Genomic DNA, 26,166 nt, shown 5'->3' with positions numbered 1-26,166 from the left:
AACCACAGATACGTCGCCGCCCGGCCAACCCGCGCCGCGACACGCTATGCACCACCACTGAACAACTTATGTCTTCCCGCCACTCTGGTTCGCCTGGTCGTGCCGCGGCGGTGATCGCCCGTGCCCGGGCGCTGATCCGCAACGAGCGCGTGCTGTCGCCGCTGCTTGCGCTCGGCATCGGCCTGCTGCTGATCGTGGTTTTCCAGCACCTGTCGGAATCCGTCGACTACCGGTCGGTGATCCGCCAACTGCGTCACATGTCCGCCGGCGAGTGGGGCGCGTCGCTGGCCGCGACGGCCCTCAGCTATCTCGCGCTCGTCGCCCGCGATGCGGTCGGCCTGCGCTACGTCGCCGCGAAGGTGCCGCGCGTCGCGCTGTGGATCGGCGCGATCGCCGGGTCCGCGCTCGGTAACGCGACCGGCTTCGGCGCGCTGACGGGCGGCGCGGTGCGCGCTCGCGTGTACGGCGTGTCGGGCGTCACGCCCGCGCAGATCGGCCGGATGACGGTGTTCACGAGCGGCACGCTGGCGCTCGCGATGGTGTTGATGACGGCAGTCGGCATGGTGTGCATGCCGGAGGCGCTCGCCGCGATGCTGCACGTCGCGCCCGGCGTGCTGACGTGGACCGGCGCTGCGCTGCTGGTGGTGCTGGCCGCGATGGTCGTGATGTGCGGCAACACCGCGCGCCCGGTCGTCACGCGCTTCAAGTGGCTGTCGTTCGACGTGCCGGCGCGGCGCGATCTCGTCGCGCAGGTCGTCTATGCGGTGCTCGACGTCGTCGCGGCGGGCCTGACGCTGTGGGTGCTGCTGCCGGCCGCGCCGGTCGGCTTCCCGACCTTCATTACGGTTTACGCCGCCGCGTTGCTGCTCGGGATGATCGGCCATACGCCGGGCGGGATCGGCGTGTTCGAAGCGGCGATGGTCTTCACGCTCGGCCGCGAAGTGCCGCCGCACGCGATGGTCGCCGCGCTGATCGCGTATCGCGCGATCTATTTCGGCGTGCCGCTCGTGCTGTCGGCCGGCCTGCTGGCCGGTTTCGAGGGCCGCGCGCTGCGCCGCCGGCTCGTGACGCGGCAGGCCGTGCGCGTGTCGCAGCTCGCGCCGGTGTTCCTGAGCCTCGTGACGTTCGCGGTCGGCGGGATGCTGGTGATCTCGAGCGCGACGCCCGCGTTCTGGCACCGGATCGCGATCCTGCGCCACCTCGTGCCGCTGTGGGTGCTCGAAGGCTCGCAGGTGATCTGCAGCGTGCTCGGCGTGGCGCTGCTGTTCGTCGCGCGCGGGCTGCTGCGCCGCCTCGACGGTGCCTGGTGGATGACCTTCGCGCTGACGCTCGCCAGCCTCGCGCTGTCGCTGGCGAAGGGCCTCGCGTTCGTCGAGGCCGGCGTGCTCGGCACGCTGCTGGTGCTGCTGCTCGTCAGCCGTCGCCGCTTCAACCGCCATTCGTCGCTGCTGGCCGAGCGCTTCACGGTGAGCTGGTTCGTGTCGGTGGCGATGGTGCTGATGCTGGCCGTGTGGGTGCTGTTCTTCGCGTTCCGCGACGTGCCGTACACGCGCGAGCTGTGGTCGCATTTCTCGTTCGACGCGCGCGCGCCGCGGGCGCTGCGCGCGACGCTCGCGTCCGGCGTATTCGTCGCGCTGTTCGCGCTGTGGCAACTGCTGCGCCCGGCGCCGGGCCGTTTCGTGAAGCCCGCGGAGCAGGACCTGTCGGATGCCGAACGAATCATCCGCGCGCAGGAGTGCAGCGATGCAGGCCTCGCGCTGATGGGCGACAAGTCGTTCCTGTTCTCGGAGTCCCGCCGGGCCTTCCTGATGTACGCGAAGAACGGCCGCACGTGGGCAGCGCTGCACGACCCGGTCGGGCCGCGCGAGGAATGGCCGGCGCTGATCAGCAAGTTCATCGCGCTCGCCCACGCGCATAGCGGCCGTGCGGCGTTCTACCAGGTGCGCGCGAACGCGCTGCCGCTGTATCTCGACGCGGGGCTCACGCTGATGAAGCTCGGCGAGGAAGCGCATATTGCGCTCGACCGGTTCGACCTGAAGGGTTCGAACCGCTCGCACCTGCGCTACGCGCTGCGCCGCGGCGACAAGGACGCGCTGACGGTCGAGGTGATCGCGCCGAGCGACGTGCCGGCCGCGCTGCCGGCGCTGCGCGACATCTCGGACGGCTGGCTCGACAGCCGCGACGCGCGCGAGAAGAGCTTCTCGGTCGCCGCGTTCCACGACGGCTATCTGGCGACGCAGTCGGTGATGCTGGTGCGGCAGGCCGACAAGCCGATCGCGTTCGTCACGTTCATGACGACCGACCTCAACACCGAGGCGACGGTCGGCGTGATGCGCCATCTGCCGGACGCATCGCCGTACGCGATGGAATATCTGTTTACGCAGCTCGCGCTGCATCTGAAGGAAGCGGGCTTCCGCAAGCTGAGCCTGGGCATCGCGCCGTTCTCGGGGATGGGGGCGGCGAAGATGCCGTCGCCGTTGCACCGGATCGGCCTGATGGTCTGGCGCTTCGGCGGCCGCTTCTACAACTTCCGCGGCTTGCGCGCATTCAAGAGCAAGTTCGAACCGCACTGGGAGCCGCGTTACCTCGCGGCCTCGGGCACGGTCGGCGTGTTCGTCACGCTGGCGGATCTGTCATTGCTGGCTGGAGGTCGGCGTTCATGATGTTGAAGAAGGGAATCGCGCGGGCGGCAGCCGCCTGCGCGGGAATGATGCTGGCCGGCGCCGCGTGCGCCACCCAGCCAGCCGCAATGAAGGCCGAAACCGTATCGGGCGGCCGCTACGGGCCCGTGACCGTGACCAAACCCAGCGGGCCGCTGCGCGGCTTCGTCGTGCTGTTCTCGCGCGAGGCCGGCTGGAATGCGGCCGACCAGCAGGCCGCCGATGCGCTCGCGAAGGCCGGTGCGATGACGGTCGGCGTCGATTCCGAGCGGTACGCGATGAATCTCGCCGCGAAGCAGGAGACCTGCCATCACCTCGACGGCGATGCCGAAGCGGTCAGTCACCAGCTCGAGCGCCTCGCACAGTCGTCGCGCTATTTCACGCCGATCGTCGCGGGCGTGGGCCAGGGCGGCGCGATCGCGAAGCAGATCCTGTCGATGGCGCCGGAGAACACGATCGCCGGTGTCGTCTCGGTCGATCCCGCTGCCAAGCTCGATCCGCGCTTCAAGCCGTGCCCGCCCGATCCGACGATCGTGCGCCGCGCGATGCCGGGCTTCGTCGACACGGCGGCCACGGGCGATTCCGCGAAGCTCGTGTCGCTCGTCACGTCGCATCTGCGGGACACCACCAGCGGCGACGAACTCGACGTGTCGGACCTGCCGCTCATCGAGCTGCCGGCCAAGGGCGGCAACGGCCAGCTCGCGATCGTGATCTCGGGTGACGGCGGCTGGCGCGATCTCGACAAGACGATCGCCGAGGCGCTGCAGCGCGACGGCGTATCGGTAGTCGGCATCGACAGCCTGCGCTATTTCTGGAGCGAGAAGCCGCCGGCGCAAGTGAGCCGCGATCTCGCGCGCGTGATGCGCACCTACATGGCGCGCTGGCATGCGAACCGCGTGGCGCTGGTCGGCTATTCGTTCGGCGCCGACGTGATGCCGTTCGCGTACAACCGGCTGCCGGCCGACCTGCGCGACAAGGTCGCCGTGATGTCGCTGCTCGGCTTCGCGCCGGCCGCCGATTTCCAGATCCGCGTGACGGGCTGGCTCGGCATGCCCGCAAGCGACAAGGCGCTGAAGGTCGCGCCGGAAATCGCGAAGGTGCCGCCGCAGCTCGTGCAGTGCTTCTATGGCGCGGAAGAGAAGGACACGATGTGTCCGGCACTCGTGAACACGGGCGCCGACGTGATCAAGACGCAGGGCGATCACCACTTCGGCCGCGACTACATCGCGCTCGAGAAGAAGATTCTCGGCGCGTTCGGCAAGCCGGTCGCGGCGCGCTGAACGCCGGGAGCTTCCGGTTCATCGTACGGGCGGCCTGCGGGCCGCCCGTTTCATTTTCCGGCGGGCGTTGCCACGTTCGGCTGTGGCATCGCCGTTCGCGCATCGTGCTGGTAGAAACCGGGAAACCGGTCGAGCTGGCGCCGCGCGGCCGCGATGTCCGTGCCGTCGCCGAGCACCGCGCTCGAAAACCCCGTGCGCTCCATCAACAGCAACTGGTCGACCAGCACCTCGCCGGTCGCGCGCAGGTCGCCGGCGAAGCCGTAGCGCTTGCGCAGCAGGTACGCCTGGCTGTACGCGCGCCCATCGGTGAACGACGGAAACGCGAGGTCGATGCGCGCGGCCCGCGCGATGCGTTCGGCGAGCGGCGGCAGTTCCTCGTCGTTGCCGATCGTCAGCGTCGCCGTGCCGTGCTGCTGCGTGTCGCCGGCGTGTTCGGCCGGCGTCAGCAGCCGGATGCGTGCGGTCGGATGCTCGTCGTGCGTCATGCGTGCTCCACCTGATGGCGCGCGTCGTTCGCGGCCGCCTTGAAGGGTTCCGTGCCGATGCGGCGGACGGTGTCGATGAATCGTTCGCTGCGGCCGTCGTCGTCGATGCGCGCGTCGAGATACGCGTTGACGATCGCGTCGACGACATCGACGATCTCGTCCGCCGAAAACGACGGGCCGATCACCTTGCCCGGCCGCGCGGGGCCGCTCGCGGCCGAGCCGTCCGAGCCGCCGAGCGTGACCTGATACCACTCGGCGCCGTCCTTGTCGACGCCGAGGATGCCGAGGTGGCCGCTGTGATGATGGCCGCACGAGTTGATGCAGCCGCTGATGTGCAGGTCGATGTCGCCGACGTCGTGCAGCATGTCGAGATCCTGGAAGCGCTCGGCGATCGCATCGGCGATCGGGATCGAGCGTGCATTCGCGAGCGCGCAGAAGTCGCCGCCCGGGCACGCGATCATGTCCGTCAGGAGTCCGACGTTCGCGCTCGCGAGCCCGACCGCACGCGCGTGTTCCCACAGCAGGAACAGGTCGTCGACATGCACCCACGGCAGCACGACGTTCTGCGTGTGCGTGACGCGCGCCTCGCCGGCCGAGAACTGGTCGGCGAGATCGGCGAGCGCGTCGAGCTGGTCCGGCGACGCGTCGCCCGGTGCCTGCAGGCGGCGCTTGAACGACAGCGTGACGATGCGCAGCGCCGGATCGCGGTGGTCGGCCACATTGCGTGCGAGCCAGCGCGCGAAGGCCGGATGGCGTGCCGCCTGGGCGGACACGCGCAGGTTCGCGTCGCGCAGGCTGACCGTGCGCGGCTTGAGCCGCGGCGGGACGAACGATGCGGCGACGCGGTCGAACTCGACCTGGGCAATCGTGTGCAGCCCGCCGTCGTGATCGACGATCTGGCGGAACTCTTCCTCGACGTCGTCGATGTAGCGCTGCCCCTCGGTCTTCACGAGGATCTTGATGCGCGCCTTGTACTTGTTGTCGCGCCGTCCGTAGCGGTTGTACACGCGGACGATCGCCTCGATGTAGTTCATCACGTGCTGCCACGGCAGGAACGCGCGCAGCAGCGTTGCGATCATCGGCGTGCGGCCCATTCCGCCGCCGACGCTCACACGAAAGCCGAGCTCGCCTGCATCGTTGCGCACGAGCTTGAGACCGACGTCGTGCCAGTCGGTGGCCGCGCGGTCTTCGGTCGCGCCGGTGATCGCGATCTTGAACTTGCGCGGCAGGAATGCGAACTCGGGGTGCAGCGTGGTCCACTGGCGCATCACTTCGGCGAACGGGCGCGGATCGACGATCTCGTCCGGCGCGACACCCGCGCGCTCGTCGCACGAGATATTGCGGATGCAGTTGCCGCTCGTCTGGATGCCGTGCATGTCGACGGTCGCGAGCAGGTCCATCACGTCGGGGGCCTTGTCGAGCGGAATCCAGTTGAACTGCACGTTGGTGCGCGTCGTGAAGTGCGCGCTGCGGGTCGGCAGACGCAGCGTGCCGAGCAGGGCCTGCTCGTCGGATGCGGCGCGGTAGGTGGCGTCGTCCGGCACGTCGTAGTCGCGGGCGATCCGCGCGAGCACGCGCAGCTGCGCGCTCGACAGTTCGCCGTACGGGACGGCCACGCGCAGCATCGGCGCGTGGCGCTGCACGTACCAGCCGTTTTGCAGGCGCAGCGGCCGGAACGCGTCTTCGCTCAGCGTGCCGTGTTGCCAGCGCTCGAGCTGGTCGCGAAACTGGGCGGCGCGGCTATGCACGAGCGCCCGGTCGAAAGCGGTATATCGATACATGACGTGATACGCGAGAGGAGCCGTGGCGCGGAGCGCTCGGCTCGGGACAGACGTTGCGACGGGTGTCAGGCAACCGAAGACAGCGTAGGGAACGCGATGGGGCGGGACAAGCAGCAGATGGGGACGAAAAGGGCGCAGCAGATCGCCGGCGTGAGCCCGGCGCGGCTCGGGCATGCGTGCGTGCATGCCCGGGGGCGGGCGTTTATGCGGCGGCGTCGACGACGAGCGCCGGATCGAGCGCGCGGATGCGCTGATCGATGAAGTAGCCGCCGCCTTCCTGGTAGCGCAGGAACAGGCGGCCGCACGAGCGGCAGCGGTTGACGGTGCAGCGGTTGTACGGGAAATGGCGCAGTGCGATTGGTGCGTCGTCCGACGCGTAGCGTGTGCCGGCCGGGTGATATTCGGCGTAGGTCGGCTCCGCGTCGCCGGGTGGCGCGAGCGTGGCGACTTCGGTCAGTTGCGCGTCCTGCAGCGACAGCGGCAGGGTCGTCCATCCGGCGAGCGGCGTTTTCGTGCAGATGCACGACTGCGTGATGTGCGCGGCTTCAGCGGTCAGTTTCAACAGCGCGTCGTGATCGAGGTAGGGCAGTTGACTCATGGGCAATCGTGAAGGGCGGCGGGATCAGCACTGTAACCCGCGTGCGGCTTGCGCGCATCACCGTGACGCCGGCGGTGCGCACCGGGTGAAATTCAACCGCCCTTGCGGACGGAAGGCTGCGCGACGAGCTCGCCGAGCACGCGGATCGCGCGCTCGATGTCGCGGCTCCACGGATGGCCGAAGTTCACACGCACGCAACGCTCGAAGCCGTGCGCGGCCGAAAACAGCGGCCCCGGCGCGAAGCTGATCCCGCGTGCGATGGCCTGGCGATGCAGCTCCATCGCGTCGATCGCATCGGGAAACGCGAGCCACAGAAAATAGCCGCCTTCGGGTCGCACCCATTCGACGCCGGCCGGCAGCCAGCGCCGCAGCGCGTCGTCCATCCGGTCGAGCTGCGTGTGCAGCGCACCGCGCAGCTTGCGCAGGTGCCGGTCGTAGCCGCCGTGCTCGAGATAGTTCGCGATGCCGACCTGCGCGGGAATGCTGGCCGACAGCGTCGTCATCAGCTTGAGCCGCTGCACCTTCTCCGCGAATCGGCCGGCGGCGGCCCAGCCGATCCGGTAGCCGGGCGCGAGCGTCTTCGAGAACGAGCTGCAATGCATCACGAGGCCGTGTCGATCGAACGCACGCGCGGGCAGCGGGTAGTCGGGGCCGAAGTGCAGCTCGCCGTACACGTCGTCCTCGATCAGCGGCACGTCGCGCGCGGCGAGCAACTCGACGAGCGCGCGCTTTTTTTCGACGGACAGCGTGACGCCGGTCGGATTCTGGAAGTTGGTCATGAACCAGCACGCGCGGATGTCGTGCCGGTCGAGCGCGTTCGCGAGCGCATCGAGATCGAGGCCCGTGCGCGGATCGACGGGAATCTCGACCGCGCGCAGGTCGAGCCGCTCGATCGCCTGCAGCGCCGCATAGAAGCCGGGTGCTTCGACGGCCACGACGTCGCCGGGCCGCGTGACGGCCATCAGGCACAGGTTCAGCGCTTCGAGCGCGCCGTTCGTGACGACGATCTCGTCGATCGGCTGCGAGATGCCGGTCGCGAGATAGCGCCGCGCGATCTGCTGGCGCAGCGCCTCGTTGCCGGGCGGCAGGTCGACCACCGTGCTCCACGGGCTGACGAGCCGCGTGGCCTGCGCGAGCGATTTCGCGAGACGCGGCAGCGGAAACAGTTGCGGCGATGGAAACGCGGAGCCGAGCGGCACGATGCCGGGTTGCGTCGCCGCGTCGAGGACGGAGAACACGAGGCTGCTGATGTCGACCTTGCGCGTGACGCCGGCGCGGTTTGCCTGGCGCTTGGCGGCCGGGCTTGCCTGCGGCGTGGCGCCCGGCGCGACGTAGTAGCCCGAGCGTTCGCGCGCGCGGATCAGCCCCCACTGTTCGAGCAGGTAATACGCGCGAAACACCGTCGACTGGCTCACGCCGTGCTGCGCGATGATCTGCCGCAGCGACGGCAGGCGCGTGCCGACGGCGAGGTTGCCGTTGCGGATGTCGTCGGCGATCGTGTGGGCGAGGGTTTCGTAGCGTTTCATCGGCGAGGGTGGCGCGCGCCATCGCCACGCGCGGGCCGGAGTGGCGCCGCGCCGGCGGGCGCGGCTCATTGTCCGATGCGCGGCCCGAAAAGGAAAGCGCAGGCGAGGTCAGTTCAAGGCGGGCCGCGCTTTCCGGCTGCGTCAGGCCGCGTTCGGCTCGACGTTCTGCCGGTTCGCGGCGCCGCGCAGCGGCGGCAACGGCTCGACCTTGCCTGTCGGATCATGCGACTTGAGACGCGCCTGAATCCACTGACTGGCAACCTTGGGCGGATAGTCCTCCAGCAGGTGCACGTGATCGTCCTCGTCGCCGAACTCCACTCGTTCGGCTGCGAAATTGCGGCACACACCTGAAAAGACGCCACACATGTCGTCAAGGATTTCGATGATGAACGCGTCGCACCGGTATTCGGTCACGAAGACCAAGGGATCTACATCAGAAAGACGTAATGGCGACCGCGTCGAATGGCTTGACTCTCGCTTGTGGGCCAGAGATACAATCGTCCGATGCGACGACTCCAGGCCTTCAAGTTCGAACTGATGCCGAACGGCGAGCAGCAGCGCGATATGCGCCGCTTCGCCGGATCGTGCCGGTTCGTCTACAACAAGGCACTGGCGTTTCAGAAGGAGAACTACGAGGCGGGCGGCAAGTTCATTGGCTACGTAGCAATGGCCAGGCATCTGACTGAGTGGCGTAACGGAGGCGAAACGCCATGGCTCAAGGATGCCCCCGTTCACCCGTTGCAACACGCCCTCAAGGACATGGAGCGGGCCTACAAGAACTTCTTCGCCAAGCGAGCGGCGTTTCCGAAGTTCAAGAAGCGCTGCCAGCGCGACAGCTTTCGCTACCCGGATCCCAAGCAATTCAAGCTCGACCAACCCAATGGGCGCATTTTCCTGCCCAAGCTGGGCTGGATGCGGCTGAGGCTGTCGCGCCCCGTGCTGGGCGAGCTGCGCAATGCAACGGTCAGCTTCAACTCGGGCAAGTGGTATGTATCGATCCAGACCGAGCGCGGGGTCGAGCAGCCGGTGCCCCATGCCACCAGCGTGATCGGCATCGATGTGGGCATTGCCCGCTTCGCCACGATGAGCGACGGCACGTTTGTCGCACCGCTCAACAGTTTCAAGAAACATGAGGCTCGTCTGCGCCGATGCCAACGTGCGATGAGCCGCAAGGTCAAGTTCAGCAATAACTGGAAAAAAGCCAAGACCAGAGTCCAGCGCATCCATGCGCGCATCGGCAATGCTCGCCGCGACTACCTGCACAAGGTCACGACCACGATTAGCAAAAACCACGCGATGGTGTGTATCGAGGACTTGCAGGTTCGGAATATGTCCAGGTCGGCGGCAGGCAGCATCGATGCGCCTGGCAAAAATGTTCGGGCCAAGTCCGGTCTGAATAAGGCCATCCTCGATCAAGGGTGGTTCGAGTTCAGGCGGCAATTGGAATACAAGCTGGCCTGGAATGGCGGCTGGCTGGTGGCGGTTCCGCCCGCGAATACAAGCAGGACGTGTCCGGCTTGCGGATACCTGAGTACGGACAACCGGACCACGCAGGAAAAATTCGCCTGTATCGAATGCAGTTACGAGGAGAACGCCGATGTTGTCGGCGCTCTGAACATCCTGGCGCGGGGACACCGCGTTGCAGCCTGTGGAGAGCCGGTGCAGTCGGGCCGCTCCGTGAAGCAGGAACCCGCCGAGGCGATCTGAGAAAAGCGTTATCGTTTCAGGCGCGGTAGGAATCCCCCCTCTTCAGGCGGGGGAGGATGTCAAGACGTTGGCCAGGAAGCACATGAGGATCATGGCCTATCGGATACATGGCATGCGGTGTCCCGCGCGGAATGCCGTGACGGCCTGCCTGCGATCCGTAGCGCGGGCGGCCTCGATGGGCGGGTTATCGCGTGGCTTGCGACGGCGTGCGGTCGAACTTGGCGAGCGCTTCCCACAGGCCGTTCAGGTAGACCGTGCCGAGCGTGCGGTCGTAGAGGCCGTAGCGAGGGCTTGCCCATCTCGCCCCAGATAATACGGCCGATCGCCAGTTCCACCTGCGCATCGCGGAATCGACCGGCAACACGGTGCTGCTGCACATGGTCACGGCGATGTGGGACTGCGCGCGCAGCGATCCGCTGTGGGACAAGATCGAGGAGCATTTTCACTCGACCGCGCTGCGCGAGGCATCGCAGGAAGATCACCAGCGGATCTTCGCGGCGATCATGGCGCGCGACGCCACTGCGGCACGCGACGCGATGCGTGCGCACCTGTCGCGCGTGATCGCGGAATTCACGCAGGCGTGGCGCTGACGCGCGTTCCGTCGGAGCAGACAGGCCGGCGTCACGTTACCGTCATACGGCGGTGAGCAACGGCGCCCGCGCGCCCGTTGTACGGCTTCTTCCGATTGCGCGACCGTAGGTTTTATGGTCTCGTTGCGGGATATCGCATCGACTCGAAAAAGGACAGTCGAATGCAGCCGGGCGATTCACACGGGGTCCAATTGATCAGGGGAATCGGCGGACGTACGCGCGTACGGTTCGCCGTGCGCCGGCTGCTTGTCATTTTGACGGCGGGCTTACTTGCCTCCGTGCTTCCCCCGGCGTTCGCCGCTTCTCCCGAAACCGTCAACGACACCGTGCTGCGTGTGCTCGCATGGCCCGGTTATGCGGACGACGATGTCGTCAGTGCGTTCGAGGCGCAATTTCACGCGCGCGTCGAAGTGACGTTCGTCGATTCCGACGAAGCACTGTGGACGCGCATGCACAGCGCGGCGCCACCGCCGTACGACGTACTGGCCGCGAATACGGCCGAGATCCAGCGCTATGCGCACGAACGCCTGCTCGCGCCGATCGACCTGTCGCGCATCCCGAACCGACGGCGGCAGTTGCCGAACTTCCAGCAACTCGCGGCGATCGACGGGCTCGTTGAAGCGGGCGCCACGTATGCGATTCCGTTCACGTATTCGTCGATGGGGCTGATCTACGACCGCAAGCAGGTGCCGGCCGCGCCGCGCTCGATGCGGGAGATGTGGAATCCGCGCTATCGCGGCAAGGTGCTCGACTTCAACAGCGCGCAGCACAATTTTTCGTTCGCGGCGCTGGCGCTCGGCTATCCCGATCCGTTTCGCCTGTCGCCCGCGCAGACGCTCGCCGTCGCGCGCAAGCTGATCGACCTGCGCCGCAACCTGCTGACGTACTACACGCTCCCTGAAGAGGCGACCGCGTTGTTCGTCCAGCATCGTGCGGCGCTGATGTTCGGCAATTACGGCACCCAACAGGTCGAACTGCTGCGACGGGCCGGCGCGGACGTCGGCTACGTGATCCCGGAGGAAGGCGCGCTCGCGTGGCTCGACTGCTGGGCCGTCACGCGCGGCGCGCAACATCCGGCGCTCGCGTTCGCGTGGATCAATTACATGCTCGAACCGGCGATCGGCGCGCTGCTGACCGAACGCCAGGGCCTCGCGAACACGCTCGCGTCGCCGCCGGGGCTCGACGCCGGGCACCCGCATCTCGTCTGGCTCCAGCCCGTCGAGGACATCGCGCGGCGCGAATCGCTGTGGAGCCGCATCGTGTCGGGCGACCGGCCGGAGCGGTTCGGAAAATGATCCGGCTCGGGCTTACGTCGAAACTGTCGGTGCTGTTCGCCTGCATCGGCGTGATCGCTTCCGGCACGACCGGCTATTACGCGTATCGTGCGAACCGCACGATGCTCGTGCAGGAAGCGCAGCACAGCCTGCTGATGTCGACGCAACTGCTCGGGCAGCGCTTCACCACGGCGCTGTCCGACGTCTCGGACGATGCGCTCGTGCTCGCGCAGTTGCCGTCGTGTGCGCGGGTCGCGGCCGGCGACAACCGGGATGGCGCGCCACGCGCGCGGCTCGAGCAGGTGTTCTACAGCTTCATGAGAAATCACCCGGAGTACCTGCAGATCCGCCTGATCGCACGCGGCGAATTCGGCCTCGAACGCATCCGCGTCGATCGCGATGCGCATGGCATCGTCGTCCTGCCGGACAGCGCGTTGCAGGAGAAAGGACAGTTTTCCTACGTATTCGATACGCTCGCCACGGCGCCCGGTCATATCTATCTGTCGCCGATCGTGATCAACCACGAGACGGGGGCGCACGCGGCCGAAGGGCTGCCGATCCTGCGCGTGGGCACGCCGGTCGTCGACGCGTCGGGTCAGACGGTGGGGGCGCTCGTCGTCGACGTCGAACTATCGCGCGTGTTCGACCGGCTCGAACGCGATCTGCCGGACGACTACGCGGTGTACCTCGCGAACGAGTGGGGCGATTTTCTCGTGCATCCCGATCCGGCGCAGACGTTCGGCTTCGATCGCGGCCGGCGCGTGCTGATGCAGGACCGCTTCGCCGTCACGCGTGCGCTGTTCGACAGCGCGCGCACGAACGTGACCCTCGATGGCCTGGCCGACCCCGCCGCGGCGCCGGGGCAGATGTTCGCGTTCGTGCGCACGCCGTTCGGGCACGACGAGGGCAATCGCTTCGTCGTGCTCGGGATGGGGCGCCCGCTGGCGGACGTGTTGTCGCCGGCCGGCATGCTTGGCGAGCGGATCGTCCGGATGGTGCTGGTGTCGAGCTTGATGGCGGTGATCCTCGCGATCCTGTTCGCGCGTGCGATCACGCGGCCGCTGCAGACGCTCGCGCGCGCCGCGACGCACGTGTTCGACGATCCGGCCACCGAGCAGTTGCCGGTCGGGCGTGCCGACGAGATCGGCGTGCTCGCGCGCTGTTTCGACAGCATGCGCGTCGAGATCCGCACGCAGGTCGCGATGTTGCGAGCGAAGCAGCTGGAGCTCACGCACCTCGCCGGACACGATGCGCTGACCGAACTGCCGAATCGCCTGCTGTTCATGGAGCATCTCGATGCCGCGATCCGGCGTGCGGCCGCGATGCACGAAGGGCTGGCCGTGATGTTCGTCGACCTCGACCGCTTCAAGCAGATCAACGACCAGCACGGACACTCGGCCGGCGACCGCACGCTCGTCGCGGTCGCCAAGCGGTTGAGCCTCGTGCTGCGCGGCGGCGACATGGTCGCGCGGCTCGGTGGCGACGAATTCATCGTGCTGATTACGGACGTGCGCTCACCGGCGGCGATCGGCGAGGTCGCGTCGCGCATCCAGCGCGTGATGGACGAGGAACTGGAGTTCGGCGACCGGCGCGTGGCGGTCGGCGCGAGTATCGGCGTCAGCGAGTTTCCGGCTGACGGCGCGTCGGCCGAGGAACTGCTCGTCAAGGCCGATGCGGCGATGTACGCGGCGAAGGCGTCCGCCCAGCGCGCGTTCGTGCGCTATCAGGAACTGCTCGGCAACGGGAGCGGCGCCGGCAGCGGGACGGACGAGGCGGCCGGCCGGGTTGCGTCGGGCGGCGGCCGGTGACCGGTGATGGCCGGTCGCCCGTCCGCGCGTTGCAAACGCCACGAGCCCGTTGCAAGACGGGCTCGTCGCGGGTGCGGACTGCGAGCGAAGGCGCGCAGCTTCAGGCTTGCTTAGTGGCCGAAGTAGACCGAGTCGCGCGGATTTTGCATCTTCACGGCCGGTGCGCCACCTTCGACGGTCGCGGCCGGTTGCGCGCCGTAGCCGCTGTTGTCGGCACCTTGCACGCGGGCTTGCGCGGCCTGGATGTCGGCCGGGTAGTACGGGCTCGACTGGCTCGGCTTGTAGCCGGCGCTTTCGAGTTGGACCAGTTCATTGCGCACTTGAGCGCGGGTCACGGTGCTTTGGGCGAAGGCGCCGAACGAGGCGGACAGGGCGACAGCGGCAACGACTGCGGAAACGAGCGATTTCATGATGACCTCCGATGTTTTTGGCTTTCCGCGTTCGACACCATGTCGTAAGCGGTTGATTACATCGTAGGCGCCGGTCGACCTAGGGTAAACGTGAGTTTTGGCGAAAGATCGTTGCAGTCGGGACAATAATTTCGAGATAAATGCCTTCCGTCCCTAATCGACGTTGCCGGATTTGCAAGGGAAAGGGAGGCGGACGCGCGCGCATGCACGGACGGGCGCGCGCGGCGCAGGCGCGGGCGGAGAGTGGGGCGAACTGCGACGCTGCCGGATCAGACGTCGTCGTCGATCTCCTTGCGTTCGCGGCGTTCCTCGTTGCCGCGGCGCGCGCGCAGGCGCTGGCGCGACAGCACGGCGATCACCTGCTGGGTCGGCGCGCCGGACGGCAGTTCGTTGCGGATGCGATCGGGCACCATGGGCAGGCCCGCGCGCTGCCGGCGCAGCGCCTTGGCGATTGCCCGGCGGCATTCGTCACCGTGGCAATCCCATTCATCGCGGATTCTCTGGCAATAACGGCATTGTTCCATCGAGACAGTCTAACGCGTCTTCGCGAGCGGGGCTGAACGCTTGCCCCGCTGCGTCACGGGTTGGCTGCGGCACCGGCGAGCGCTTGCGCATGCGACTGGAAGCGTCGGTGCTCTTCCGGCGGCACGAGCGAGCCGCCCGTCGCCCAGATGACGTGCGTCGACCGGCGCAGGTCGATCGCGTGGCGATGCACGTAGTCGCGGCCGGCCGGGGACGCCGTCAGCCAGCCGGGGCCACTGACGGCAGCAGCGGCCGACGGTTCGAGTTCCACGCCCGTCGCGCGCTGAACTGCGAGCAACTGCGCGTAGAGCTGCGCATCGCTGACGGTGAACACGCCCGACAGCAGCGAAGCCATCAGCGGGCTGACGAGGTGCGATGCCTGTGCGACGGCCAGGCCGTCGGCCTCGGTCCGGTTGTCGAGGCCCACGTCGTAGACGGACACGGGCTTGCCGGGGCCGGCGGCCAGCTGGACCAGCATGCACGGCGACGCGACGGGTTCGGCAAAGAAGCAATGCACATGCTCGCCGAACAGCGCCTTGAGGCCATACGCGATGCCGCCCGGTGCGCCGCCGACCCCGCACGGGATATGGATGAAGAGCGGATGCGTCGCGTCCACGCGGCGGCCCGCGTCGGCGAGCTGCGCAGCGAGATGCCGGGCGCTGGCCGCGTAGCCGAGGAACAGCATCAGCGAGCCTTCGTCGTCGACGAAGTGGCTGCGCGGCTGATCGCGTGCCTGCGCGCGTCCGGCCGCGACGGCCTGCGCATAGTCGCCGTCATGTTCGATCACGCGAACGCCGCGCTTTCTCAGGCGCGCCTTCTTCCACGGCTTCGCGTCGGTCGACATGTGCACGACTGATTCGAACCCCAGCGCGGCGGCCATCACGCCGATGCTCAGGCCGAGATTGCCGGTGCTGCCGACGATGACCGTGTGCGCGGCAAACCGTTCGCGTGCGGCAGCCGATGCGAGGATCCGCCGGTCGCCCGCGGGGTCGAGCAATCCGTGTTCTATCGCGATCGACTCCGCGAGCGCGAGCACTTCATGAAAGCCGCCGCGCGCCTTGATCGAACCGGCGATCGGCAATGCGTCGTCGCGCTTGATGAACCAGGCGCCGTGTGCGCCTGCCGGGAGCGACAGCATGCGCGGCAGGTCGTCTGCCGGCATCAGCGGCGATTCGATTTTGCCCGCGCTTGCCGCGAGTTCGGGAAACAGGGCGGCCATCAGCGGTTCGCAGCGCGCCAGCCGTGCTTCGGCCATCGCAATGGCGCCGAGCCCGGGCGCGTCGTGCGGTAACGGGGTGCCGGCATGGGGATTCAGCCACAGCAGAGGATGGCGGGATTGCAGTTGGGCTAATAGATCGGCGGGCTGGAGCGTGATGGTCATGGATCGGCCTTGCGCGGGATAATTGAGAGAGTTCGCCGGAATGCTACGATCCGGGACGCCTGCGCGAAAGCGCCGATTTCTAATGAATCCATTAGCCTGACTGATATCTATGCGACTCGACGGTTCGATCCTGGGTGCGTTGCTCTGCTTTGAAACGGCCGGCCGGTTGCTGAGCTTCACGAAGACGGCCCAGGCGTTCAACCTGACGCAAAGCGCCGTGAGCCAGCAGATCCGGAACCTGGAGGACCGGCTCGGCTATCCGCTGTTCGTGCGCCAGGCGCGCGGACTGAAGCTGACCGAGAAGGGCGGAATCCTGCTCGGGACGATGTCGAGCGCGTTCGTCGACATCAATCGCACGCTTCAGGCGCTCGGCATGTCGGATGCCCCGCTGCAGGTCAGCTGCCTGCCGTCGCTCGCGCTGCAGTGGCTGATGCCGCGCCTGTCCGAATTTCACCGGCAACGGCCGAACGTGCCGGTTCGCGTGAAGGCCGAGTTTCAGGTGCTGGATCGCCAGACCATGGAGACCGACGACATCGATGTCGCGGTGCGCTACGACCCCGTGCAATACGATCGGCTGCATGCCGAGGCCATCCTCGACGAAATCCTGTTTCCGGTCGCCACGCCGGCGTATCTGGCGCAGCATCCAGCCTTCGCCCGCGGAGAGTCGCTCGACGGCGTCGTCCTGCTGCACGACGCCGCGCCGTGGGGCGGCGCGCCCGAGTTCGTGGAGTGGCGCACGTGGCTCGAGGAAGTCCGTCCGGCGTGGGCGGCCGATCTTGACGGCCCGCAGTTCAATTTCTCCAGCCTGGCAATCACGGCCGCGCTGAACCATCAGGGTGTCGCGATGGGGCGTGCCGCGCTCGTGCATGACGAGATTGCGAGCGGGCGGCTCGTGGATGTCTTCGGCAGGCACGTGCGTGCGCCGGCGCGCTACATGCTGTTGTCACGCCATCCCGACGATCCGCGTACCGAGGCGTTTTCGGACTGGCTCAAGGCCGAGTGCACGCGCTTCGATGCCGCGCGTTCACGCTTGCTTTCGAACGGAAGCGGACGCGGGTAGCCGACGCCGTCGGATAGCTGAATCGGAGTGCGAAGTAGTTGGGTGACGAATGCGGACGCAAACTACATTTTCCCGTCCGTCTCCATACGGATGGCTTGCGTGTGGACGGGGCCGGCAAGCGTTACTTGAGTTGCCAGATGCCCCAGACGGCGATCAACAGGCCAAGGCCGAGTCCGCAGCCGAGCAATACGTAGGTTTCCATGTCATGCCTCTGAAAGCGTGGCCGCGCCGATGCGGGCATCCGCGAGCGAGCAGCCAGGTCGGTGACGTATCGTCCGGCCCGTCGGGCGGGGCGATACGCCGGGTCCGCGAATACTACGCTTCGCAGCTTTCAGAACGCATGCGCGATCGATGGCGGTGCGCCGCCTGCTAGTTCTTGCCCGCGTGCGTGTCGACCGTCTGGGTGACATGCGATCCGCCGTGGGGGAACACACCCGATTTCCAGATCATCTGCGATGCCGCGACGAGCACGAACAGCAGCACGACCATCCTGAACAGGCGCGGCGACATCTTGTCCCGCAGCGGGCGAACGAGCCACATGCCGGCAATTGCCGGCAGGCTCGCCGCCGCCGAGATCGCGAGGTCGGCGCCGCTTGCGTGCGCTGCGCCGCTGAACGTCGTGATCAGCGTGACGATCGACACCACGAGGATGATCGCGATCTGCTTCGTGAAGACGCGCCCGGTCGCGCCGGACGAAATCAGGTAGGTGGCGAGCAGCGGGCCGGGAACCGACGCGATGCTCTCCATCAGCGCCGCACCGAAGCCGAGCACGAAGCCGACGGGCTTCTGCCATGCTGCCGGCAGGTTGAGTGTCGGCGCGGCGAGCATCAGCGCCGCGGCGACGATCAACAGCGCGCCGGACGCCGCCTGCGCATGCCCCGGATTGAGCGACAGCAGGATCGCCACGCCGACGATATTGCCGATCACGGTGCCCGCGATCGGCGCGGCGATCTTGCGTGCCGTCGCCAGCAACTGGCCGCCTTCCAGCGCCTGCGGGATGTTGCCGAGGATGATCGGCATCGACAGCAGCAGCACCGCATGCCGGATCGGCAGGAACTGGCTGAGTATCGGCATCGCGATCAGCGGCACGCCGATGCCCGTGATCCCCTTGGCCATGCCGCCGAGCAATAGCGCGATGGCGATGCCGGCCAGCTCGAACGCGCTGAGCGTCTGCAGGCTGGAGACCAGCACCCCTTCAGTCAGATTGAAATGCATCATGGATTGGCATGTCGCGGCATATCCGGCAGCGAGCGCTGTCGATGGCGCACGTGGCGGTCGCGTGTGTCTGGCACGCATGTGTTCTGGATTGGCTCGAACCGGAAGTCGATCGCGTGGCGCCGCGCCATTGTGCGGCCGGGGCCGCAGGCAATCGACAGGCGGTTCGACGGTGCATCTTACCCGAGCATTGCGAAGGACAGTCGGCACTGGCCGTGGCGCGCCATGGGGCGCGTCGATGTGATCATTTTTGCCGTTCAATATAATTCATGATGGTTTAGCGTTTCATGTGCAGTTTTCATACATTTTAACGAGGAGACGTCGATGACGCTGGCCCAATTGCAGGCCCTGGCGGCCGTGGTCGAACTCGGCTCGCTCACGGCTGCGGCCGACCGGTTGAGCCGCAGTCAGTCCGCGATCAGTCATGCATTGACCGAGCTGGAAGACCTCACGGAGGTCAAGCTGCTGTGGCGCGACCGGCAGCCGGTCGTCCTGACGGCGGCGGGCGAACGCCTGTGGCCGTACGTGCAGAACGTGGTGCGGGAAGTGCAGCTGCTGCGCCAGCAGTTCAGCCTGTCGCGCGGCAAGCTCGAAGGGAAGCTGGTGGTCGCGTCGTTGCCGAGCGTGTCGCTGGCGTTCGTCGTGCCCGCGCTCGAGGCGTTGAAGGACATGCACCAGGGCGTATCGGCGGTGCTGCTCGAAGGCACGGACAGCGAAGTCGAAGGGTGGATCGACGACGGTACGGCCGATATCGGCGTGGTGGCCGGCACGAAGACGTTTGCACACAATCTGCCGCTGCTCGACGAGGATTTTGTCGCGGTGGCGGCCGACGGCATGTTCGCCGGCCGCAAGCGCGTGTCGGCGAAGCAGTTGTCCACGGCGCCGTTCATCTTCTCGAAGGCAGGGTGCGGGCCGGTGATCGCGGATTACTTCGCGCGCGGCGGGGTGCCGCTGCAGGCCGCGTTCAACGTGGTCGAGATGCGCACCATTCTGTCGATGGCCGAGGCCGGCATGGGCGTGTCGATCGTGCCGCGCATCACGCTCACGTACACGCCGTTCGGCGGCCGCGTACTGGAGTTGTCGCCGAGGCTGCATCGCTCGGTGCGGTTGTCGTGGAATACGGCCGGCAACGCGATCGCAGACGAGTTCGTGCGGCTCGTCGACGCGCAACGCGCGAAGGCGGCGAAGGCGGTCAACACGCGCGCGAGAAAGGCCAGGTAACGAGCGACTTCAGCGATGAACAGCGCTCATGGGCGACTTGAAGTTTATTCAAGCCGATGGCAGTCGAGATGCAATACAGTGTTCGAACTCGCCCCTGACCGCTTCGTCCCGAAGGAGATTGCCGTGCCGGCCTTGCCCACCTTGCTTGCTTTCGGACTCGTGTCGCTCGGCATGGTGCTGACGCCCGGGCCGAACATGATCTACCTGGTGTCGCGCTCGATCTGCCAGGGCCGCCGTGCCGGGCTGGTGTCGCTCGGCGGCGTCGCGCTGGGGTTCGTGTTCTACATGGTGTGTGCGGCGCTCGGCATCACCGCGCTGGTGATGGCCGTGCCGTATGCGTACGACGCGCTGCGTATCGCCGGTGCGCTTTATCTGGCGTACCTGGCGTGGCAGGCGCTGAAGCCGGGCGGCCGCTCGGCGTTCCAGGTCAGGCAGTTGCCGCACGACAGCCGGGCCAGGCTGTTCACGATGGGCTTCGTCACGAACCTCGCGAATCCGAAGATCGCGGTGATGTATCTGTCGCTCCTGCCGCAGTTCATCTCGCCGGGACACGGCAGCGTGCTCGCGCAATCGCTGGCGCTCGGCTGCGTGCAGATCGCCGTGAGTGTCAGCGTGAATGCGCTGATTGCCTGCATGGCAGGCGGCATCGCGGGCTTTCTGGCGGGGCGGCCGGTCTGGGCGTCGGCCCAGCGCTGGTTGATGGGTACGGTGCTGGCCGGGCTTGCCGTGCGTATCGCACTGGAGTCGCGCTAGCGCGCATGGTTGGCGGTATGCACGGCCACCGGAGGGCTTTCAAGCGGCATCGCAACGCAAGCGCCCGGCATCGTCAGCCCTGGCAGTTGCCCTGCGCTTCGTTGCCGACCCGGACGGGCACGGCTTGTTCACGACGCCGGCTGCGCGTCGCGAGCCAGCACAGGATCGACCCGCCGCACACCATCGATGCGCCTTGCCAGAATTCGATCGACAGCGGCGCGTGCAGCAGCGTCGCGGCGAGCAGGGCGGCGAGCACCGGCGTGAAGTACGACGCGCCGACGATGACCGTCACGTTGCCGTGCATGATGCCGGTGTTCCAGGCCGCATAGCCGAACCCCAGCGCGGAGGCTGCCAGCACGACATAGATCACCGCATGCAGGCTGAACGTCATGCCGCCGCCGCCCTCGATCGCGAACTTGATCCAGAGCGCCAGCGCCACCAGCATGAAGAACGGCGTGACGCCGTTCTTGCCGTCGGCGAGGCGCGCCGTCACCGTGCAATAGCCGGCCCAGATCAGCGCGCCGACGAACGCGAGGCCGTAGCTCAGCGGATTGTCCGTGACGTTGTGCAGCATGCCGGCCGGATCGAGGCCCCGGTCGCCGCCGAGCACCCGGCAGATCCCGAGCATCGACAGCAGGACGCCGGGCACGACCAGCAGGTTGGCGCGCTGCTTGTTGAACACGATCGCCGCGACCAGCGTGAAGCTCGGCCACAGATAGTTGACCATCGCGACTTCGATCGCCTGCTGGCCGTTGCTGGCATAGCCGATCGACAGCGCCAGGCACAGCTCGTACGCGACGAACAGCAGCCCGCCCCAGAGCAGATACTTTTTCGGGAACTTGCTGAGATCGGGGAAGCCGATCGTGAACAGCAGCAGCGCGGATGCCACCGTATAGATCATCGCGGCGCCGCCGGTCGCGCCGAGGCTTTCGCTCACGCCACGAACGAGGGCGACCACGGAGGCCCACAACAACACCGCGCCGAGCCCGGCGAGCGTGGCCTTGTTCTTGCGCTTCATGCTTCCTGCCTGTTTCAACATGCCAATGCACATTCGGATGATTCGGTTCCGCCTGCATGCACCGCGCGCGCATTCGGCATGCGGGACGGCCATTGCCGGCGAAAACGCGTAGTTTAACGGGGAGACGGAGAACGAGCAGCGGCGTCGGCGGTGATTCGCCCGGCGCTTGAGGCTGATCCGGGCGCATGGGCGTCACGCGGCTACCGGTCACGCGTCGTCGATGCGCCAGGCCGCGCCGCTTGCCGACAACGCGCGGCCAATCGAGTCGAGCATCGCGTCCCGCGTCGGCCCGAGCGTCGTGACCGGGAAGAAACCGTCTTCGTCGGTCGACAGGGCGATCAGCGGCCAGCCGCCGGCGTCGCCGCGGACTTCAAGGTGTCGTCGGTTGGAATCGATGTCGACGGCGTGATGCGCTTGCCGCAACGCATTCGCGATGGCATCGAATGCGTCGGCCGACGGCGTCGTGTGGATGCGGTATTCGAAACACATCTTCATGGGCCGGTGGGCGAGGCGGGCAGTCTGGCGCGTGCCAAGCCGCCACCCGCCCTGACGGCAGCGCATCAGGCGCCCGCCGCAACGGGCGCCCGCCCGATCACCGCTCGCGCCGCTTCTTGCTCAGCTCGATCGTCTCGAACAGTTCGTAATCGGCGGTCGGGTGCTGGTCGGCGCCCGGCGCGTGGTAGTAGCGCATCGTGATCGTCGTGTGCCCGCCCGGCTTGCCCGGGTCGTGGTCGAACACCGCGATCCCGTAACCGGTGCCCGTATCGCGGCGCGCGGACCAGATCGCATCCTCGAGCGCATCGGCCGGCGCGCGCACGAACGTATTCGGCGCCGTGCCCGGCACCGGCCGGTTCGGCTTCGTGAACACCTTCGCCCGCGCAAAGCCGGTGGCCGGGTTTTCGCCGTACACGTCGAGCGGCGCGCTGGTGCCGCCGCCGCCGAGGATCAGGTGGATCGTGCCGTGGCTCGTGTCGAACGTCGTGCGGTCCGGGTCGCTCGAGCCGACCGGACGCGGCTGCAGCGTCTCGACGACTTCGCCGGTCGTCGCATCGACACCCGCGCGGTGATTGCAGCCGCGCACCGGGTAGCTGCGCTCGTAGTCGTGATCGTGGCCGCACAGCACGAGGTCGACGCCGTAGCGATCGAACAGCGGCAGCCAGGCTTCGCGAATGCCCTTGTCGGAACCGTTGCCCGTCTTCGACGAGCTGAGCGCATCCTGGTGCATCTGCACGACGATCCAGTCGATGTCGTCGTCATGCGCGGCATGACGCAGCGTGTGTTCGAGCCAGCGCGTCTGCTCGCCGTTGCTATAGCCGCGCACGTAGAACGACGTGCCGGGCTCGATCGGCGGGCGGCCCGTGCTCGCGGCCGGCACGAGCGGCGCGGGGCCGCCGACGAACGCGGCGGCGTCCTGGTACACGACATCGTCCGCATCGAGCGAGACGAACAGCACCGAGCTCACGCGGAAGCTGTACCAGCGGCCCGGGAAGCGCGTGCCGTTCTCCGGCAGCGTATAGCGCGCGAGATACGAGTCGAGCCCCTGCGGGCCGTTGTTGAACTCGATCTCGTGATTGCCCGGGCACGGCATCCACGGACGATTCGCGGCCGAGGTCTGGTTGTTGTTGCCGAAATCGCGCCACACCTCGGGCTGGTGCGCGGGGTTCAGGTTCGCGTAGCAGAGGTCGCCGTTCAGCAGGTGGAACAGCGGCTGGAACTGCTCGACAGCCTGCACCGCGAAGCGGCTCTGCGGCGACGACAGCACCCACGCGCCGTTCGGCGTCGCGAGATCGCCGTAGCTCGTGAAGCGGAACGGTGCGCGGCCGCGCGGCGCGGTCGAGAAATGCGCGGAGAACGGCTGCGCGGCGTTGCTGTCGTTGTCGGCCGTGATCTCGTAGCGGTAGCGCGTATTCGGCTTCAGCCCGTGCACGCGTGCGTGGTACGCGAATACCGTCTCGCCGTTCAGGCCGTCGGTGTACACGCGCTGGACGCCGTGCACGGTGCGCGCCGGCTCGCCGTCGGCGACGATGCGCGCGCGCGGATTGACGGCCGACGCGAGCGAGGCCCACGAGATCACGACTTCCGACGTCGGGTCGTTGCCCCACGTGAGGTGCACCTGTTCGGGCGTGCCGTCGGGGTTCGACGCGGCGGCCCGGGCTGCCGCGAGGCCACCGGCGGCGGTGGCGAGGCCGGATACGCCGGCGAGTTTCAGGAAGCCGCGACGCGAGACGGACGCGGCCGGCTCGTTCGGCTGGATCGGGGAGTTGTCCTGGTTCGACATGGTCGGTGTTTTCGTGGGTGGAGACGCGAGATGTGGAACCGCCTGGCCGTGCGCGAGCGTGACCAGTGCGAGAGCCGGAAACGAGCGGGATCCCGGTGCGAGACATTGTCGAAGGGCAGTTTTGCCGGGTTGTGACAGCAGGGCGACCCCGCGCGAGTGTAGGCGCCTGTCCGAGCGTGCGCGTCACGGTATCCGGCCCGTGCCGGCGCGCATCCGTGGCGACCGAAATTTATTTGCAGACACCGCGACGGATTCCGTTCGCCCGCGCCGTTTAACGCATGAACGGCCGCTTCCGGTCGATACCCGCTACTTCGGAGTCTTGCATGAAGCTTTCCATTCCATTGCGGTTCGCCGCGGCATGCGTGGCCGCGCTGGCGGCGTCGGCCGCCTTCGCGCAGGCCGTCATCGTCGCGCCTTACGCGCCGCCGGCGCCTCGCGTCGAAGTGATGCCGGCGCCGCGCGCGGGCTACGTGTGGGACCAGGGCCACTGGCACTGGCGGCAGGGCCGCTACGTGTGGATTCCGGGCCACTGGCAAGTGGTTCGCGTCGGCTATCACTGGGTGCCGGGCCACTGGGCCGCGCGCGGCCCGGCCTGGCGCTGGGTGCCGGGTCACTGGGCCTGATGCGCATGCCGCCGCACGGCACGCGGTGCCGGTGCGGTGGCGCTTTCCCGCAACGTCACGAGGCGCAGCTATGCCTTTTCGAACCGTGGTGATACTCGCGGCCGCAGTTGTCGTGCTGGCCGGCTGTGTCGTGGTGCCGGCGCGTCCGGCCTATTACCGGCCCGCGCCGGTCGTCGTATATTGAGCACGCCGGCCGCCGCTCGCGCAAACGGGCGGCCGGCGCCCGATCGACCCGATCGCCATGCAGCCTGAAACGGATGCCGATGAAACGGACCTTGCCGAGGCCGTGCGCGATGCGCGCGGCGATCTTGAACCGCCACTGGGGCGGGGCCGGGTAATGGCGCGGCGCATGCAAGGAGAGCACGACGATGAGTTTCAGTCTGCCGGCGGGCGCGTCAACGATCGCGCCGCGGCCCAGACGCGCGATGCGCTGGAGCGCCCCGCGTTGAGCGACGGCGATCCGGATGCGGCGCTGGTCGCACGGGTCGGCGCGCGCGACGCGTCGGCCGTGCGCATGCTCGTCGCGCGCAAGTTGCCGCGGCTGCTCGCACTCGCGACGCGCATGCTCGGCGACCGCACGGAAGCCGAGGACGTCGCACAGGAGACGTTCTTGCGGATCTGGAAACAGGCGCCGGGCTGGCGCGAGGGCGAGGCACGGTTCGACACGTGGCTGCATCGCGTCGTGCTGAATCTGTGCTACGACCGCTTGCGCGGCCGCCGCGAGGAACCGGTCGACGTGTTGCCCGACGTGCCCGATCCGCAACCGGAGCCGGCCACGCGCGCGGAGACCCGCTCGCGCGACGCGCGCGTGCGGCAGGCGCTCGCGGCGTTGCCGGCGCGGCAGCGCGAAGCGCTCGTGCTCCAGTACTATCAGGAAATGTCGAACGTGGAGGCGGCCAACCTGATGGGCATTACCGTCGACGCGCTGGAAAGCCTGCTTGCACGTGCGCGGCGAAACTTGCGCGCGCAACTGGCGGGCGACTCACCTAGCGAGGACATCCGATGACACCCGAACGATTTCGTACCATCGTCGCCGCGTACGGCTCGGATGCGCGGCGCTGGCCGGACGGCGAGCGCGCGGCCGCCGAGGCATGGGCGCGCGCGCATCCGGGCGACGCACTGGCCGCGCTGGACGATGCCGCCGAACTCGATGCGTGGCTCGCCAACGATACGGTCGCACCGCCCGCGCCGGCGCTCGTCGAGCGCATCGTCGCGACGGCGCCCGCCCCGCGGCGCGCGCGGCGGCGGGGCGCCGTGTGGTGGTCGGGCGCGGCATTCGCGGGCGTGGGCCTGGCCGGCGCGCTCGCGGGTGCGGTGGCCGTGTCGATGCTGATGCTCGGCGGCGTGCCGACGTCGCAGCATGAACCGGGCTATCTGACGACGACGTTCGGTGGGCCGAGCGTGGACTGGAGTGATGAATGACTGAACGTGGCTGGAAATTCATCCTCGTCGGCTCGGTCGTGCTGAACGTATTCATGCTCGGCGCGATCGGCGGCGGTGCGTATCAGTGGTTTTCGACGCATCGCGACCTGCGGGCGGCGGGCGCACCGGCGTCGCACACCGCGTTGCGTTTCGCCGCGGACGAATTGCCGGACGCGCGCCAGCAGGAATTCGATGCGGCGCTGAAGGCGGCGCGCAAGGACGGCCGCGATTTCGCGCGGGAAGGGCGCGACGACCGGATCACCGTGCTGGATCTGCTCGCCGCGCCGCAACTCGATCGCACGGCGATCGACGCGGCGCTCGAGCGCACGCGTGCGGCCGATACGGCGCTGCGTGCGCAGGTCGAGCGCAGTGTCGTCGATTTCGCGGCGACGCTGACGCCGGACGAGCGCGCGAAGTTCGTCGACGGATTGCGGCGTAGCGGGAACTGGCGGCTGCCGCCGAAGTGGCAGAAGAAGCGGGGCGACGCGGCGAGTCAGTAAGCGCGAGCGCGCAGCCCGCGCGCACGGGGCCGGCCGACCTGCGCGATCGGCCCT

General features: G+C 67.8%; 24 protein-coding genes and 2 pseudogenes. 13 read left to right on the top strand and 13 right to left on the bottom strand.

What is annotated here, in order from left to right:
- The first annotated feature begins 68 nt into the window (after positions 1-68).
- The gene (mprF, locus tag CFB41_RS25600) at positions 69-2,663 is read left to right on the top strand and encodes a bifunctional lysylphosphatidylglycerol flippase/synthetase MprF (RefSeq protein ID WP_089458371.1); all 2,595 of its coding nucleotides are present in this window, start codon (positions 69-71) and stop codon (positions 2,661-2,663) included.
- Positions 2,660-3,940 carry a virulence factor family protein gene (locus CFB41_RS25595; protein WP_089458370.1) on the top strand — a complete coding sequence of 427 codons (1,281 nt, stop codon included), beginning with the start codon at positions 2,660-2,662 and terminating at the stop codon, positions 3,938-3,940. The genes mprF and CFB41_RS25595 overlap by 4 nt, the downstream gene beginning before the upstream one ends.
- 50 nt (positions 3,941-3,990) lie before the next feature.
- On the opposite strand, the gene CFB41_RS25590 is transcribed toward CFB41_RS25595, so the two are convergent.
- The 5 genes from CFB41_RS25590 to CFB41_RS38285 form a co-directional block, all read right to left on the bottom strand.
- Entirely contained in the window at positions 3,991-4,425 is a 435-nt protein-coding gene (locus CFB41_RS25590) for a DUF934 domain-containing protein (protein WP_089458369.1), read from the bottom strand.
- On the bottom strand, positions 4,422-6,206 hold the full coding sequence (locus tag CFB41_RS25585) for a nitrite/sulfite reductase (RefSeq protein WP_089458368.1): 1,785 nt from the start codon (positions 6,204-6,206) through the stop codon (positions 4,422-4,424). The genes CFB41_RS25590 and CFB41_RS25585 overlap by 4 nt, the downstream gene beginning before the upstream one ends.
- A 202-nt stretch (positions 6,207-6,408) precedes the next feature.
- Positions 6,409-6,804, bottom strand: coding sequence for a hypothetical protein (locus CFB41_RS25580; RefSeq protein ID WP_089458367.1), 396 nt, complete (start codon positions 6,802-6,804; stop codon positions 6,409-6,411).
- 92 nt (positions 6,805-6,896) lie between these two features.
- Positions 6,897-8,330 carry a PLP-dependent aminotransferase family protein gene (locus tag CFB41_RS25575; protein WP_089458366.1) on the bottom strand — a complete coding sequence of 478 codons (1,434 nt, stop codon included), beginning with the start codon at positions 8,328-8,330 and terminating at the stop codon, positions 6,897-6,899.
- A 141-nt stretch (positions 8,331-8,471) separates the two neighbouring features.
- Positions 8,472-8,744, bottom strand: coding sequence for a transposase (locus CFB41_RS38285; RefSeq protein ID WP_256941278.1), 273 nt, complete (start codon positions 8,742-8,744; stop codon positions 8,472-8,474).
- A 90-nt stretch (positions 8,745-8,834) separates the two neighbouring features.
- On the opposite strand from CFB41_RS38285, the gene CFB41_RS25565 reads away from it, so the two are divergent.
- Entirely contained in the window at positions 8,835-10,037 is a 1,203-nt protein-coding gene (locus CFB41_RS25565; RefSeq protein WP_089458365.1) for an RNA-guided endonuclease TnpB family protein, read from the top strand.
- A gap of 184 nt (positions 10,038-10,221) precedes the next feature.
- Here the strand turns inward: CFB41_RS25565 and CFB41_RS37725 are convergent.
- Positions 10,222-10,357: pseudogene (locus tag CFB41_RS37725) on the bottom strand (mannonate dehydratase); the annotation flags it as partial.
- Between CFB41_RS37725 and CFB41_RS25560 the strand changes: the two are divergent.
- The 3 genes and pseudogenes from CFB41_RS25560 to CFB41_RS25550 all read left to right on the top strand — a co-directional run.
- Positions 10,349-10,627 (top strand): annotated as a pseudogene (locus CFB41_RS25560) (FCD domain-containing protein); the annotation flags it as partial. The pseudogenes CFB41_RS37725 and CFB41_RS25560 sit on opposite strands and share 9 nt — an antisense overlap.
- A 161-nt stretch (positions 10,628-10,788) precedes the next feature.
- Positions 10,789-11,922, top strand: a complete 1,134-nt coding sequence (locus tag CFB41_RS25555; RefSeq protein WP_089458364.1) for a PotD/PotF family extracellular solute-binding protein — start codon at positions 10,789-10,791, stop codon at positions 11,920-11,922.
- Positions 11,919-13,709 (top strand): sensor domain-containing diguanylate cyclase, encoded by a 1,791-nt coding sequence (locus CFB41_RS25550; protein ID WP_089458363.1) that lies wholly within the window; start codon positions 11,919-11,921, stop codon positions 13,707-13,709. Before CFB41_RS25555 ends, CFB41_RS25550 begins: the two co-directional genes overlap by 4 nt.
- Before the next feature lie 110 nt (positions 13,710-13,819).
- On the opposite strand, the gene CFB41_RS25545 is transcribed toward CFB41_RS25550, so the two are convergent.
- From CFB41_RS25545 to CFB41_RS25535, 3 genes are all read right to left on the bottom strand, one after another.
- Positions 13,820-14,119 carry a DUF4148 domain-containing protein gene (locus tag CFB41_RS25545; protein ID WP_089458362.1) on the bottom strand — a complete coding sequence of 100 codons (300 nt, stop codon included), beginning with the start codon at positions 14,117-14,119 and terminating at the stop codon, positions 13,820-13,822.
- Positions 14,120-14,388: 269 nt separating this feature from the next.
- A complete protein-coding gene (locus CFB41_RS25540) occupies positions 14,389-14,643 on the bottom strand; it encodes a hypothetical protein (protein WP_027791787.1) in 255 nt (84 codons plus the stop codon).
- 53 nt (positions 14,644-14,696) lie between these two features.
- Positions 14,697-16,022, bottom strand: coding sequence for a D-serine ammonia-lyase (locus CFB41_RS25535; RefSeq protein WP_089458361.1), 1,326 nt, complete (start codon positions 16,020-16,022; stop codon positions 14,697-14,699).
- 103 nt (positions 16,023-16,125) lie between these two features.
- On the opposite strand from CFB41_RS25535, the gene CFB41_RS25530 reads away from it, so the two are divergent.
- Entirely contained in the window at positions 16,126-17,082 is a 957-nt protein-coding gene (locus CFB41_RS25530) for a LysR substrate-binding domain-containing protein (RefSeq protein ID WP_179250229.1), read from the top strand.
- 369 nt (positions 17,083-17,451) lie between these two features.
- Here the strand turns inward: CFB41_RS25530 and CFB41_RS25525 are convergent, their stop codons facing one another.
- Positions 17,452-18,300, bottom strand: coding sequence for a sulfite exporter TauE/SafE family protein (locus tag CFB41_RS25525; protein ID WP_089458359.1), 849 nt, complete (start codon positions 18,298-18,300; stop codon positions 17,452-17,454).
- Between the two features lie 321 nt (positions 18,301-18,621).
- Here CFB41_RS25525 and CFB41_RS25520 point away from each other — a divergent pair, with 321 nt between their 5' ends.
- Positions 18,622-19,518, top strand: coding sequence for a LysR family transcriptional regulator (locus CFB41_RS25520; protein WP_089458358.1), 897 nt, complete (start codon positions 18,622-18,624; stop codon positions 19,516-19,518).
- A 123-nt stretch (positions 19,519-19,641) separates the two neighbouring features.
- On the top strand, positions 19,642-20,271 hold the full coding sequence (locus CFB41_RS25515) for a LysE family translocator (protein ID WP_089458989.1): 630 nt from the start codon (positions 19,642-19,644) through the stop codon (positions 20,269-20,271).
- Between the two features lie 73 nt (positions 20,272-20,344).
- Here the strand turns inward: CFB41_RS25515 and yddG are convergent, their stop codons facing one another.
- From yddG to CFB41_RS25500, 3 genes are all read right to left on the bottom strand, one after another.
- Positions 20,345-21,289, bottom strand: coding sequence for an aromatic amino acid DMT transporter YddG (gene yddG / locus CFB41_RS25510; RefSeq protein ID WP_144029962.1), 945 nt, complete (start codon positions 21,287-21,289; stop codon positions 20,345-20,347).
- 207 nt (positions 21,290-21,496) lie between these two features.
- Positions 21,497-21,784 carry a hypothetical protein gene (locus CFB41_RS25505; protein WP_089458356.1) on the bottom strand — a complete coding sequence of 96 codons (288 nt, stop codon included), beginning with the start codon at positions 21,782-21,784 and terminating at the stop codon, positions 21,497-21,499.
- A 97-nt stretch (positions 21,785-21,881) separates the two neighbouring features.
- A complete protein-coding gene (locus CFB41_RS25500; protein WP_089458355.1) occupies positions 21,882-23,567 on the bottom strand; it encodes a metallophosphoesterase family protein in 1,686 nt (561 codons plus the stop codon).
- 323 nt (positions 23,568-23,890) lie between these two features.
- On the opposite strand from CFB41_RS25500, the gene CFB41_RS25495 reads away from it, so the two are divergent.
- The 4 genes from CFB41_RS25495 to CFB41_RS25480 all read left to right on the top strand — a co-directional run bounded on the left by CFB41_RS25495 (position 23,891) and on the right by CFB41_RS25480 (position 26,112).
- A complete protein-coding gene (locus tag CFB41_RS25495) occupies positions 23,891-24,190 on the top strand; it encodes a YXWGXW repeat-containing protein (protein ID WP_089427339.1) in 300 nt (99 codons plus the stop codon).
- A 241-nt stretch (positions 24,191-24,431) separates the two neighbouring features.
- Positions 24,432-25,196 carry an RNA polymerase sigma factor gene (locus tag CFB41_RS25490; protein WP_089458354.1) on the top strand — a complete coding sequence of 255 codons (765 nt, stop codon included), beginning with the start codon at positions 24,432-24,434 and terminating at the stop codon, positions 25,194-25,196.
- Complete coding sequence (locus tag CFB41_RS25485) at positions 25,193-25,612, top strand: hypothetical protein (protein ID WP_089442332.1); 420 nt, start codon at positions 25,193-25,195, stop codon at positions 25,610-25,612. Before CFB41_RS25490 ends, CFB41_RS25485 begins: the two co-directional genes overlap by 4 nt.
- A complete protein-coding gene (locus tag CFB41_RS25480) occupies positions 25,609-26,112 on the top strand; it encodes a periplasmic heavy metal sensor (RefSeq protein ID WP_089458353.1) in 504 nt (167 codons plus the stop codon). The genes CFB41_RS25485 and CFB41_RS25480 overlap by 4 nt, the downstream gene beginning before the upstream one ends.
- Positions 26,113-26,166 lie beyond the last annotated feature (54 nt).

It is taken from the genome of Burkholderia sp. AU33803 (genome assembly GCF_002223095.1).
GTDB lineage: Bacteria > Pseudomonadota > Gammaproteobacteria > Burkholderiales > Burkholderiaceae > Burkholderia.
The sequence above is the reverse complement of the archived record's forward strand: the minus strand, read 5'-3'. Positions and strand labels throughout refer to the sequence as shown.